12 protein-coding genes and 1 tRNA gene are annotated in these 12877 nt (G+C 63.5%); 3 read left to right on the plus strand and 10 right to left on the minus strand.

From position 1 onward, the window contains the following. Window positions 1-2 precede the first annotated feature (2 nt). The 10 genes from ppk2 to ABXS05_RS11050 all read right to left on the minus strand — a co-directional run bounded on the left by ppk2 (window position 3) and on the right by ABXS05_RS11050 (window position 11382). Window positions 3-923 carry a polyphosphate kinase 2 gene (gene ppk2 / locus ABXS05_RS11005; protein ID WP_311933213.1) on the minus strand — a complete coding sequence of 307 codons (921 nt, stop codon included), beginning with the start codon at window positions 921-923 and terminating at the stop codon, window positions 3-5. A gap of 135 nt (window positions 924-1058) precedes the next feature. Further along, on the minus strand, window positions 1059-2663 hold the full coding sequence (locus tag ABXS05_RS11010) for a GMC family oxidoreductase (protein ID WP_367623940.1): 1605 nt from the start codon (window positions 2661-2663) through the stop codon (window positions 1059-1061). A 66-nt stretch (window positions 2664-2729) separates the two neighbouring features. Next, window positions 2730-3590, minus strand: coding sequence for a metallophosphoesterase (locus ABXS05_RS11015; protein ID WP_311933215.1), 861 nt, complete (start codon window positions 3588-3590; stop codon window positions 2730-2732). A 131-nt stretch (window positions 3591-3721) separates the two neighbouring features. Next, window positions 3722-4618 (minus strand): metallophosphoesterase, encoded by an 897-nt coding sequence (locus ABXS05_RS11020; RefSeq protein ID WP_367623941.1) that lies wholly within the window; start codon window positions 4616-4618, stop codon window positions 3722-3724. 218 nt (window positions 4619-4836) lie between these two features. After that, complete coding sequence (locus ABXS05_RS11025; protein ID WP_311933218.1) at window positions 4837-6222, minus strand: class II 3-deoxy-7-phosphoheptulonate synthase; 1386 nt, start codon at window positions 6220-6222, stop codon at window positions 4837-4839. Window positions 6223-6479: 257 nt separating this feature from the next. Next, on the minus strand, window positions 6480-7682 hold the full coding sequence (locus ABXS05_RS11030) for a tetratricopeptide repeat protein (protein WP_367623942.1): 1203 nt from the start codon (window positions 7680-7682) through the stop codon (window positions 6480-6482). A gap of 117 nt (window positions 7683-7799) precedes the next feature. After that, window positions 7800-9161, minus strand: a complete 1362-nt coding sequence (gene gor, locus ABXS05_RS11035; protein ID WP_367623943.1) for a glutathione-disulfide reductase — start codon at window positions 9159-9161, stop codon at window positions 7800-7802. 273 nt (window positions 9162-9434) lie between these two features. Further along, window positions 9435-10064 (minus strand): DUF2059 domain-containing protein, encoded by a 630-nt coding sequence (locus tag ABXS05_RS11040; protein ID WP_367623944.1) that lies wholly within the window; start codon window positions 10062-10064, stop codon window positions 9435-9437. 20 nt (window positions 10065-10084) lie between these two features. Next, entirely contained in the window at window positions 10085-10783 is a 699-nt protein-coding gene (gene rpiA / locus ABXS05_RS11045; RefSeq protein ID WP_311933222.1) for a ribose-5-phosphate isomerase RpiA, read from the minus strand. Window positions 10784-11028: 245 nt separating this feature from the next. Further along, window positions 11029-11382: a hypothetical protein gene (locus ABXS05_RS11050; RefSeq protein WP_311933223.1), complete on the minus strand. Its 354-nt coding sequence runs from the start codon at window positions 11380-11382 to the stop codon at window positions 11029-11031. A gap of 194 nt (window positions 11383-11576) precedes the next feature. Between ABXS05_RS11050 and gph the strand changes: the two genes are divergently transcribed. The 3 genes from gph (at window position 11577) to ABXS05_RS11065 (ending at window position 12830) form a co-directional block, all read left to right on the plus strand. Then, a complete protein-coding gene (gene gph / locus ABXS05_RS11055) occupies window positions 11577-12272 on the plus strand; it encodes a phosphoglycolate phosphatase (RefSeq protein WP_367624306.1) in 696 nt (231 codons plus the stop codon). A gap of 14 nt (window positions 12273-12286) precedes the next feature. Continuing rightward, a tRNA-Val gene (locus ABXS05_RS11060) sits at window positions 12287-12361 on the plus strand. 193 nt (window positions 12362-12554) lie between these two features. Then, complete coding sequence (locus ABXS05_RS11065; RefSeq protein ID WP_311933225.1) at window positions 12555-12830, plus strand: hypothetical protein; 276 nt, start codon at window positions 12555-12557, stop codon at window positions 12828-12830. Window positions 12831-12877: the final 47 nt, after the last annotated feature.

A 12877-nucleotide genomic window follows, 5' to 3' on the forward strand; every position in this document is an offset into this window, starting at 1 on the left:
TCTCAGTACGTCTTCGGCACGTACATTTCCGACGGCACGGGATGGCGCACATAGTCTTCATGGCGCTCGCGGTCGGGCAAGATCACCGGCGGATGCTCGACTTGGCCATAGGGGATCTGATTGAGCAGATGGCTGATGCAGTTGAGGCGTGCGCGCTTCTTGTCGACCGCCTCGACCACCCACCAGGGCGCTTCGGGAATATGGGTACGCTCCAGCATCACTTCCTTGGCCCGGGTATAGTCTTCCCAGCGCCGACGGGATTCCACGTCCATCGGGCTCAGCTTCCACTGCTTGAGCGGATCCTGGATGCGCATGTTGAAGCGGAATTCCTGTTCCTCGTCAGTGATCGAGAACCAGTATTTCAACAGGATGATACCCGAGCGCACCAGCATGCGCTCGAATTCCGGCGCGGAGCGGAAGAACTCCTCATATTCGGCATCGGTGCAGAAGCCCATGACATGTTCGACACCCGCCCGGTTGTACCAGCTGCGGTCGAACAGCACCATTTCGCCGCCGGCCGGCAGATGAGCGACATAGCGCTGGAAGTACCATTGCGTGCGCTCGCGCTCGCTGGGTGCCGGCAGGGCTGCCACGCGGCAGATGCGCGGATTGAGGCGCTGGGTAATGCGCTTGATCACGCCGCCCTTGCCGGCGGAATCGCGCCCCTCGAACAGCACGACCACCCGCAGCTTGTTGTGCTGGATCCAGTCCTGCAGTTCGACCAGTTCGTGCTGCAGGCGGAAGAGCTCGCGGAAATAGATCTTGCGGTCGAGCGTATCGCGCTCCTCCAGCTCGGGCGCATCCCCCAGGATACGGTCGAGGCGGGCCTCCTCCAGCTCCAGTTCCAGCTCCTCGTCATAGCCGTCGGCAATCTCCTGCCGGATGCGGTCGAGATTGGGTCTGCTATCCGCTGGCGTGGTCATGCGAATACTCCTTGCGAGAAGGCCGCTTCGATCGGCCGGGCATGTCTCGGGCGCCATAGGCCCATGCTTTGATGAAGCCCGTAGTGCAGGAATATTTCAGTTATGTGACAGAACCGGCAAGCACCCCTCCAAGGCTCAGCTCGTCTTCAGCCATTCCACGGCGCGGTGTGCGATGGCCATGACTGGAGCATTGGTATTGGCGCTGACGATCTCGGGCATCACCGAGCAATCGAACACACGCAGTCCCTCGACGCCGCGCACGCGCAGTTGGGAATCGAGCACCGCCATCGGATCATCGTCCCGGCCCATGCGCGCCGTCCCGACCGGATGGTAATTGGTCTTGACCATGCGCTTGCAATGGGCGTGCAGATCGGCATCGGAAACCTTGTCAGCGCCCGGCAGCATCTCATGGGAAATCTTCTCCTTGATGGGCGAGGCGGTCAGAAAGGAACGGGCAAAACGCAGGCCCGCGATCATCAGGCGGATATCCTCGGCATGCTTGAGGAAGCCGCCATCGACGACCGGTGGCTCGAGTGGATCCGCTGAGCGCAACTTCACTGTCCCCCGCGATTTCGGCCTGAGCAGGCAGGTGGTGAAAGTGACGCCGTCGCAGGCAGTGACGTCGGTGATGTCGCGGTCGAGATAGACGGTCGGCACGCAATAGATCTTCAGCGAGGCATCGGCCTGCGCGTCGTCGGGATTGGTGAAGACGCAGGCTTCCACGCCCGTGGTGGTCACCGGCCCCTGCTTGCGCAACAGGTAGTCGAGGCCGTTGCGGATCATGTTCCAGCCTTTGTCCTGACCGAAATAGCCGTAACGGCCGTTGGAGGCGGCGATCAGCGGCACCTCGCAATGATCCTGCAGGTTCTCGCCCACGCCCGGCAGATCCACCTTGGGCTTGATGCCGTGGCGCAGGAGGTGGTCGGCCGGGCCGATGCCGGACAGCATCAGGAGCTTGGGCGTGACATAGGTCCCGGCGGCCAGGATCACCGTTGCGGCGGAGGCCCTGTGAGTCCGCCCGCCTTCCACATATTCGACCCCCGTGCAGTGGTTGCCTTCGATGACGAGGCGGGTCACAATCGCTTCCGTGGTGATGGTGAGACGTTCGTCGCCGCGCACCAGCGGCAGGAAGGCGTCCACGGCCGAGCAGCGGCGCTTGGCCACCGGATCCATGGTGCCCTGCATCAGGCCCACGCCGCGCTGGCGCCCGGAGTTGAAATCGGGATTGAGCGGCTCGCCCAGGGACGGCAGCGCCTGGAGGAAGGCCTTCGTCATCTCGCAGGTATGGAGCGGCCTCGTGACCTTGAGCGGGCCGGCGGTGCCATGCACCGGCGTGTTCAGGTCGGCATTGCCTTCCATCGCAATGAAATGGGGGAGGATATCGGCATAGCGCCAGCCCTCCGCCCCGTAATTCTCGGCCCAATTGTCATAGTCGTCAGGCTGGCCGCGCATATAGACCATGGCGTTGACCGAGGAACCGCCGCCGAGCACCCGGCCCTGAGGCACGATGGTGGCGCGCCCGTCGAGCTGGGGCTGGCGCTCCATCTTGTGCATGGTGAGATAGGTGTCCTTGGCCAGATATTTCATGTAGCCGGCCGGCATGTGCATGATCGGGTTCATGCGGGCGGGGCCGGCTTCCAGCATCAGGACGCGCTGGCCAAGATCGCGCACGAGCCGCATGGCGGTGACGCAGCCCGACGAGCCGCCGCCGACGATGATGGTGTCGTAAGTCATGGCCATTCGAACCCGCCCCATTTGTCTGACGAGTTCGTTGTGTTTCACAACTTTAGCTGAGTTGCAAACGGATTAGACCGTCGGAGGCGCCCCTGCCCCCAGGGTGATCAGCACGATCTCGGGCGGCACGCCGAAGCGCACCGGCAGACCCGTCATGCCAAGGCCACCCGAGACGACGAGGTGGCGATCCCCCTCGACGATATGGCCATAGGCAAAGCGGTTGCCATAGCGCGAGGGCACATGAATGACCCCGACGCCAGGCAGGACCACCTGCCCGCCATGCGTATGGCCGCAGACCGTCAGGGCGACATGATCGGGCACGTCGACGAAGATGTCCGGTTCATGGGCCAGCAGGATCGCCGGGGCGGTGTCGCCCACCTTGGCAAGCGTACCCGGCAGATCGTCCAGGCCGTAATTGCCATCGCCGAGGCCGAGCAGCCAGAAGGGCCGTCCGTCCTTCTCGAGCCGCAGCGCCGCATTCTCCATGACATGGATGCCATGAGCCTTGAAGGCACGGCGGACATTGTCGCCATCATGCCAGCCGATATCGTGATTGCCGAGCACGGCATGCACGCCGAGCGGCGCGCGCAGGATGGAAAGCGCCCTGGCGCATTCGGACATCGGCACGAAGGAACCGACGCCGAAGCGCCCCATGCCGGCCTCGTAGTCACCCGCCAGCAGCACGATGTCGGGTTTGAGGGCATTGGTGGTGTGGGCGATCTGCTCGATGTGGGCCGGGGTCATCCAGGGATTGATGGCATGGATGTCGGCAAGCACGGCAATGCGCAGCGTCGGTCCGCTTCTCCATTGGCGCGGTGCGACTTGGTACTGCGTCGCCAGCAACCGTCGTGGCTCGACCCCGAAGGCGTAGCCGCCGAACAGAAGAGGCGTGGCAAGGCCGGCCTTGAGGAGGAAATTGCGTCTGGAGAGCATGCGGAACCGTGGGGTATTGCAACGAAGGAAACGATCTTCGCGCATCTTTGTGGCGCTGCAGCAGCAACGATATGCAGGAGCGATGGAAAGAAAGCGCATTCGTCGTGCGCGAACCGGGCATCGGTGACGTGTTAGGTCGCCAGTGAGCTGCCGCCCCCGAGCGTGACCATCACGATCTCGGGCGGCACGCCGAAGCGCACAGGCAGGCCGGTCATGCCCAAGCCGCCGGAAACCACCAGATGACGATCGTCCTCGACGATATGGCCATAGGCAAAACGCCTGCCGAAGCGGGAGGGCACGCCTCTCGGACCATAGAAGGGGAAACTGACTTGTCCGCCATGGGTGTGTCCGCAGACCGTCAGGGCAATGCGGCGTTCGTGATCGAGTTGCGGCAGCTCGGCAAAGATGTCGGGTTCATGGGCCAGCAGGATTGCCGGCGAGCCATCGCTCATCTGGGCCAGGGTGCCCGGCAGGTCGTCGAGCCTTCTGCGATGGATACCTCCCCACTGGTCTCCCAGGCCGAGCAGCCAGAATCCCCTCCCTTTCTTCTCCAGCCGGACCGCCTTGTTCTCCATGACGGGAATACCGAAAGCGGCGAAAGCGCGCCGGACATTGTCGCCGCCCCTGCCACGGCGTCCCAGATCGTGATTGCCGAGCACGGCATGCACGCCCAAAGGCGCCCGAAGCAGCGATAGCGCCTCGGCGCAATCCTCCATCGAGACATAGGAGCCGACACCATAGAGCGGCATGCTGGCCTCGTAGTCGCCGGCCAGCAGCACGATGTCGGGGTCGAGGGCGTTGGTGGCGCGCGCAATCCGCTCGATGTGGGCAGGGCTCATCCAGGGATTGATGGCGTGGATGTCGGCGAGCACGGCGATCCTGAGGACCAGTGCGGCAGGCCAATTGCCGGGCGAGATTCGGTAGCGTGTCGTCACGAGACGCTGCGGCTCGACGCCGAAGGCGTAGCCGCCGGACAGGAAAGGCGTGGCGAGGCCGGCTTTGAGCAGGAAACGGCGTCTGGACAGCATCGGGATCCACGGGGTTGCGTTGCTTGGCAAGGCAACCCTGCCCCATGGCTATGATGGGACAATCGCCGACAGATGCAGGATTGAAGGAAAGTCGGCGCAATCCCCGCTCGGGCCGGGAATGTCCTCTCGGTCAATGCCTGAAAAGCCAAGAGGCGGGCCAACGGACCCGCCTCTCGACATATCGATTGTCCGATCGAGGGGAATGACGGCGCGCGCCGTCACTCTGCCGCGATGATGCTCGGCTTGACCTGGCCGGAACGCTCCTTCTTGACCAGGTCCGCCACCATGAAGGCGACCTCGATGGCCTGCTCGGCATTGAGGCGCGGATCGCAATGGGTGTGGTAGCGATCGGCGAGATCGGCTTCGCTCACGGCACGGGCGCCGCCGGTGCATTCGGTGACGTTCTTGCCGGTCATCTCCAGATGCAGGCCGCCGGCATAGGTGCCTTCGGCCTGGTGCACGGCAAAGAAGCTCTTGATCTCGCCGGTGATCTGGTCGAACGGCCGGGTCTTGTAGCCGTTCATCGCCTTCACCGTGTTGCCATGCATCGGATCGCAGGACCACACCACCGAACGGCCCTCGCGCTTCACGGCGCGGATGAGTTCGGGCAGATGCTGCTCGACCTTGTCATGGCCAAAGCGGGCGATCAGGGTCAGGCGACCCGGCTCGTTTTCCGGGTTGAGGATGTCGATCAGCTTGATCAGTTCGTCGGGCTTGAGCGAGGGGCCGCATTTCAGGCCGATCGGGTTCTTGACGCCCCGGAAGAACTCGACATGGGCGTGGTCGAGCTGGCGCGTGCGGTCGCCGATCCAGACGAAATGGCCCGAGGTCGCATAGGGATCGCCCGAGGTGGAATCGATGCGGGTCATCGCCTGCTCATAGCCGAGCAGCAGGGCCTCGTGGCTGGTGTAGAAATCGGTGATGCGCATCTCCGGATGCAACTCCGGATCGATGCCGCAGGCGCGCATGAAGTCGAGCGTCTCGGTGATGCGCTCGGCCAGAGCCTGATATTTCGAGCTCTGCGGCGAGTCCTTGACGAAGCCGAGCATCCACTGATGCACATGGGCGAGATTGGCATAGCCGCCGCTGGCGAAGGCGCGCAGCAGGTTGAGCGTCGCCGCCGACTGGCGATAGGCTTCGAGCTGGCGCCGCGGATCGGGAATGCGGGCCTCGGCGGTGAATTCGGTGCCGTTGACGATGTCGCCGCGATAGACGGGCAGCTCGATCTCGCCGACCTTCTCGGTGGGCGCCGAGCGTGGCTTGGCGAACTGGCCGGCGATGCGGCCGACCTTCACCACCGGCGAGGAGCCGGCGAAGGTGAGCACCACGGCCATCTGCAGGAAGACGCGGAAGAAGTCGCGGATATTGTCGGCGCCATGCTCGGCGAAGCTCTCGGCGCAATCGCCGCCCTGGAGCAGGAAGGCCTCTCCGGCGGCAACCTTGGCGAGCTGGCGCTTGAGCTTGCGTGCTTCACCGGCAAAAACGAGCGGCGGGAAGGTCGCGAGCGTCGCCTCGACGTCGTTGAGAGCCTTTTCGTCGGGATAGACGGGCGACTGCTGGATCGGTCTGGAACGCCAGCTCTGCGGTGTCCAACGCTCGGACATGAGTATACTTCCTGTTCTCAGGGCGAACCGGCTATAGCCGCCCTGCACGACTATGATACTTTCACGAGGCCGGCGTTTTCCGGCGAAGGCCGGTTCTATACGCGTCCGGCCAATAGAAAACCAGCGTAAAGCCGTGGTTTTCAGTCTCATTTACGAAATCTTCGAGCAGGTTGGGACCGTTTTTGCCGGATCGCTGGCCTTCAGCCGGCTCCTGGAAACGCGCCGTCGAATGAAGGGGGCGGCTGAATGGCGGATCTTCAATTCTCCCGCCCCGCCAGGATCTTGAGCGCCTTCAAGGTCTCGCGATTGAGCGTACCCTTGGTCTTGCCGCTGTAGAGGCCGCGGTCGACCAGGATCGACTGTACTTCCATGCGGGTATCCAGGCCCCAGGCCCCCCAGTGGTCGGTGAGCTGCTTGAAGCTGTAGTCGTTGCCGGCCGCGAGCGCCCGCATCAACCACAGGGCCGCCGCTTTGCCATCGGCCGGAATGCCGGTGCCATTGGCATAGGCAAAGGCAAGCCCCGCCATGCCGTCGGTGTTGCCGCGATCGGCAGCCAGGCGATAATAGGTGACCGATCTGGCTTCATCCTTGGGCACACCGTCGCCGCTGAGATAGGCATAGGCGATCTTCACCAGCGCATCGTCGTCGCCCTGGTCGGCGGCAGCCTGGAACAGGGCGATCGCTTTGGCGCCATCCTTCGGCACACCCTGCCCGCTCTGATAGGCCAGAGCGAGATTGCGGGCTCCCGCCGGATCGCCCTTGTCGGCCGCCTCCTGGAACTGCCGGGCCGCTTCCGCGAAATCCTGGGTGACGCCCTCGCCATCCCGATAGAGAAAGCCGAGATTGACATTGGCGGCGGCCAGCCCTGCCTCCGCCGCCTTCTTGTAGAGCGCCAGTGCCTCAACCGGATCGACCTTTACGCCGCGCCCGACCTGATATTGATAGGCCAGAGAATTGAGGCAGTCGGCATCGCCCTTGTCGGCGCAGAGCTTGAACAGGCGGTTCGCCTCGGCGTCATTGCTCGGAATACCGACACCGTCACGTTCGCGCACCCCGGCCGAAAAGGCCGCGATCAGGCTGCCGAGATCGGCTGCCTTGCGATAGGCTTCGAGAGCGGCCCGATCATTGCCGAGCTTTTCCTGGGCACGCCCGAGCTGGAACTGAAAGCGCGCGACGGCGGGATAGCGGCCGGCGGCCTCCTCGCAGCGTGCCAGGGCCAGCGTACCGTCGAGCGCCTCCAAGGCAACGCCATCCACGACTTTCTGGCTGTCCTCGGGACTTGCCGCGAGGCGATCACAGTCCGTAACGGCTTCTTCCGTCTGCGGCTGGACTGGCGCGGCGCGCAAGGGTGGGACATGCCGCCCATGAGGCGGGGTGAGATTGAGCGCCCAAGCCGCGTTCGCCAGCATGACCATGCCAGCGGCGACCGCGCCGAAAATCACCACAGGAGCCCGCATCATGCCCTCCCCGAACCGCCTGCCCTGCCGCCTTCTGATGCGTAGCGGCCGGATATCCAAGCGGGGGAATCGCCGCTATCGCACGGCGCGCACTCTGCAGCCGGGTTGGTAAAGGCCGGCTTAGCGGACGGGCGTGCGCATCGTCACCAATTCCTCGGCCGCGCTTGGATGCAACGGCATCGTGGCATCGAAATCGGCCTTTGTCGCGCCCATCTTGACGCTGATCGCCAACAATTGGGCCATTTCGGCCGCCCCTTCGCCGACGATGTGCACACCAAGTATCTTATCCGTCACCTTGTCGACGACCAGCTTCATGAAGACACGGTCGCCGCTACCCGACAGGGTGGCCTTCATGGCCCGGAACGAGGTCTGGAAAATGGTGACGCCGCCACCGCATTCGGCGCGCGCTTCTTCCTCGCTCAAGCCGACGGTACCGATTTCCGGGGTCGAGAACACGGCCGTCGGCACCAGGCGATGGTCGGCGAGCCAGGGCTTGTTGCCGAAGACGGTATCGGCAAAGGCATGCCCCTCGCGGATGGCGACGGGGGTGAGATTGATGCGATTGGTGACGTCGCCCACCGCCCAGATCCCGGGCGCCGTGGTGCGCGACTGGTCGTCGACCGCGATGGCGCCGGCAGTGTTGATTTCCACCCCGACCGTTTCGAGACCGAGACCCACAGTATTGGGCTTGCGCCCCGTCGCCACCATGATCTCGCCGACATGGCGCGTCTGGCCGTTGGTGAGGGTGACCCGCCGCCCGCCGGCCTTGTCCTCCTCGATGTGCTTGAGGTCCGTACGGATCAGGATCTCGATGCCGGCTGCACTCATCGCCTCGGTCAACACCCGGCGAACGTCGTCGTCGAAACCGCGCAGGATCGCCTCCCCGCGATAGACCAGGGTCACCTTCACGCCGAGCCTCTGCAGGAGGCAGGCGAACTCGACTGCGATGTAGCCGCCGCCGACGATGATCATCGTCTCCGGCAGGGCCGGCAGGTAGAAGACTTCGTTGGAGGTGATGGCGAACTCGACGCCCGGCACGTTCGGCTTGACCGGCGCCCCGCCGGTGGCGATCAGGATCCGGCCGGCGGTGAAGCTGCGTCCCCCATCGAGCTGCACGGTGTGCGGGGCGGTGATCACGGCACGACTCGGGAAAGTCGCTACCGACGATTTTTCCAGATTGGCCGAATAAGCCCGTTCCAGCCGGCTAATCTCGGCTTCTTTCGCGGCCACGAGCTTGGGCCAGGAAAATTCGGCCTCGGGCACCGTCCAGCCGAAGCCTGCAGCCTCACGGAACTCATCGGCAAAACGGCTGGCCAGCACATAGAGCTTCTTGGGCACGCAGCCACGAATGACACAGGTGCCGCCGACCCGGAACTCCTCGGCGATGGCTACCCGCGCGCCATGCGAAGCTGCGATACGGGCGGCGCGCACCCCACCGGATCCTGCGCCGATCACGAACAGATCATAGTCGAATTGCGACATGGTACAGCCTGATTTCCGGTGCCCCGAGGGCAAAAAAGAAGCCTAGGATTCGCCCGTCAACAAACGAATTGGTTTGGCTCAAGCTTTGTCATTGCCGGGCTTGACCCGGCAATCCAGTTCTTCCCCTCCAGGCTCGAGGAGGGCGTCCTTGGATGCCCGGGTCAAGCCCGGGCATGACAAAGGTCGCGTCAGTTATGTGAGCACAACGCCCTGAACGTAAGAAGCGGGATTGATGCGATCAATCCCGCTTCTTAACAAGTCCGGTATGCGGATTTATTGGGCGGGTTTGGCCGGAGCCTGTGCCTCGGCGGGAGCGTCGGCCGGCGACGGGCCGAGCTTGCCGCCCTTCTTCTCCACCTCTTCGCGTACCCGCTTCATCACGCCGTCCTGCAGGTCCCTCGTCCAGCCCTGCACCACCGGCATCGAATCGCGCAGGATGATCTGCTGCTGGGTAGCGAGCTTCTTGCCGACCGGGCTCTCGTAGAACGTGATCAGCTGCTTGAGTTCGTCCTCGCTGAAACGCGTGGTGTAGAACTTGGCGAGGCTGTTATCGAGCTCGACCCGCTTCTTCATGAATTCGGGTACCAGCGAGATCGCGGCCTCGTTGATCAGCTGGCTGAGCTCGGGACGCTGGCCCGTATAGATGGTGGTGGCCTGCTGCAGATATTGCGGAATGATGTCGTCGAAACCGACGGTAAGGCCGGAAGCCTTGAGAAACTGCACGGCCGTCGCCAGCTGCTCGGGCGTGGGCTGGGCGGCGTTGCCAGTCGGCACCTCGGCCGTGGGCGCCGGCGTGGCATTCTGCGCCGAAGCTGGCAGCGCTGCGGCGCTTGCGAGCAGTCCGGCGACCATGGCGGCGGCCAAGACGCGAACCTGCCCACAAACATGGCGTTGACGAAGCATCATGGAACTCCCATCACAAATCAGGCTGGCCCGATGAAGCGGACTCCCGAAGAGCCGGCGACATAAGCGCCTTTGGCATATCCGAGAAACAGTCCGTGTTCGACGACACCGGGAATGGTGGACAGGCCCGCCGCCAGGGCAGCGGGATCGGGGATCTGTTGAAAGTGGCAATCAAGGATGTGGTGCCCGCCATCCGTGACGAAAACAAGGCCGTCAGGCTGATGACGCAGGCGCAATTCACCGGAAAGTCCGAGTTTCGCGGCAATACGTTCCACCGCTGCCCGGGTCGCACCGAAGCCGAAGGGAATGACCTCCACCGGCAGCGGGAAGCGCCCGAGCACGGGCACGACCTTGGATTCGTCGGCGATCACCAGCATCGAGGCCGCCGCCGCTGCGACGATCTTCTCGCGCAGCAACGCGCCGCCACCGCCCTTGATCAACCCGAGAGCCGGACCGATCTCGTCGGCGCCGTCGACGGCCAGATCGAGTTCGGGCGTCTCGTCGAGTGTGGTCAAGGGAATACCCAGGCCCTTGGCCTGGTCATGGGTGAATTCGGAGGCCGGCACGCAAATGACATCGAGCCCGTCGCGCACCTTCTCGCCCAAAAGGTCGACGAAGTGCTTGGCCGTCGAGCCATGGCCCAGGCCCAGCCTCATGCCGCTTTCGACATGGGCGAGCGCGGCTCGGGCTGCTTCGCGCTTCATGTCGTCAGGGGTCATGGCAACCTTGTGCTGTTCGGGTTATCGGACGATGCGTCTCAAGCGGAGTTCGGTCTTTTACAGATTCCTCCTGATCGCGTCATGGGCGCGATCAGGAGGAATCTGCCTGGGATCAGGCGGCGGTTATAACGGCTTTGCCGCCGATTGCATCAGTTAAGTTTGAGAAGCAAGGGGCTAGACACAAGGAAAATCGGCCTCCCCCCTTAGCCCGGCGAGCCCACCCATGCGCCCATTGCGGCTTCTGCTTATTTCCCCGGCGGCGTGCAGATGACCTGATCCTTCCAGACATAGCACACGCTCATCGTCCCGGTACGCTGTTCCACCCGGAACACCGAACTCTCGCGCTCGTGGCTGGAGGCGATCAGCGTGTAGTCCCCGGGCTCCTGCTTGCCGGCCCCTTCACCGGCCGGGAAACAAAGGGTGACGCCGGTATTGTCCTCCTTGACCCCATATTGGCAGGCCCCCACCTCGCCGGTCAGCCGGTCGACCCGATAGATCCGGTTGAGGTCCTTTTGCGGGGCCGCCACGAAGACATAGTCGGCGGCAAGCGCCGGACCGGCGGTAAGAAGGAGGGCTGCAAGGCCTAGCGAACGCTTCATGATGACTGGCTCGTCGTTTCCTCGGCGGAGCGCATGTCCCGAATGCCTGGGGCGTCGTGTCACACGCCCTGGCGTGATCGAACCCGGTTACATTCGCATGGACGATACGATCCTAGCTCGAATCGTGAATTTTCAAATCTCCGCTTGCCACCCAGACATGGCATTTTCCAGACCAAGCCGGAAAGAACAGCATGATGCAGCCGCGGACGGCGATCTTCGACCTTGATGGAACGCTGGTGGACAGCGCCCCAGACCTGATGGGCACGCTGAACTTCATCCTGGCTCGCGAAGGGCTGCCCGCCTTGCCGCTCGAGAAGGCGCATAGTCTGGTGGGTGCCGGCGCCCGCGCCTTGCTGGAACGCGGCTTTGCCGTGTGTGGCTTGGCGGTCGAGCCGGCCCGCATGGATGTGCTCTTTGGTGATTTCCTCGATCATTATGGCAAACACCTGGCCGACAAGACGGTTGCCTTCGACGGCGTCGAGAAGGCCTTGAAGACATTGAAAGCGCGGGGCTGGATATTGGGCGTATGTACAAACAAGCCGACGGATCTTTCGGTCCGGCTACTGGAAGCCCTGAGGCTGGCCCCCTATTTCAGTGCGATCTGTGGACGCGACGCCTTCGCCTGGTTCAAGCCGGACCCCCGTCACCTCACCCTTTCCATCGAGGCCGCCGGCGGCGATCCCGCCCACGCTATCATGGTGGGTGACAGCAAGACCGACATCGACACGGCCTTGCGCGCCGGGTTGCCGTCGGTCTGCGTGGATTTCGGCTACACCGACATTCCCGCCACGCAGTTGGGGGCAACGCGCGTCATTTCGCATTTCGATCAACTGATTTCTGCGATCGATGCGATTACCGGCTTGACAGCGCAGCCGGCTTTATCCAAATAGGCGCTTCCCTTCGGGGGCGCGTAGCTCAGCGGGAGAGCACTCCCTTCACACGGGAGGGGTCACAGGTTCAATCCCTGTCGCGCCCACCATCCAAACTCCGCAAATTTATCCTCTGATGACCGTATTCGCCGTTCAGTGTTGAGACGCGGTGCGATGGATCAATTTGCGGGTCTGCGGCGATATACATCGTCATCCCATACGGAACTTTCTCCCTGCCCATGCGTTTGATCGAGCGTTTTCGATCAAATGCGTGTTTTCGTTTCATTTCGACAGGAGAGGCCCATGAGATTTCTTATTGCCGCCGCTATCGCCCTGGGCGCCACCTTCGCCCTCGCCACCCCATCCTCGGCCATGCCGGTGTCCCAGCCTGACAATCCTTCGCTGGTGCAGACCGTCAGGGACCGGACCTGCAACGCGCCGTCCCGCACAGCCCGCTGCAAATGGTATGGGATGCCCGGCGTGCATCGCGGGCCGCGCTGGCTGCGTCAACACGGCGGTGAAGGCTACCGGCATCGCCACCATCACCGCCGGCACTATCGCCACCATCGGCGCGCCTGATTTTTCCTGAGAACGCTGGCGAACCATCGCTGGGTGCAAGGCGCGCT

This window comes from Labrys neptuniae, assembly GCF_040797145.1.
Lineage (GTDB): Bacteria > Pseudomonadota > Alphaproteobacteria > Rhizobiales > Labraceae > Labrys > Labrys neptuniae.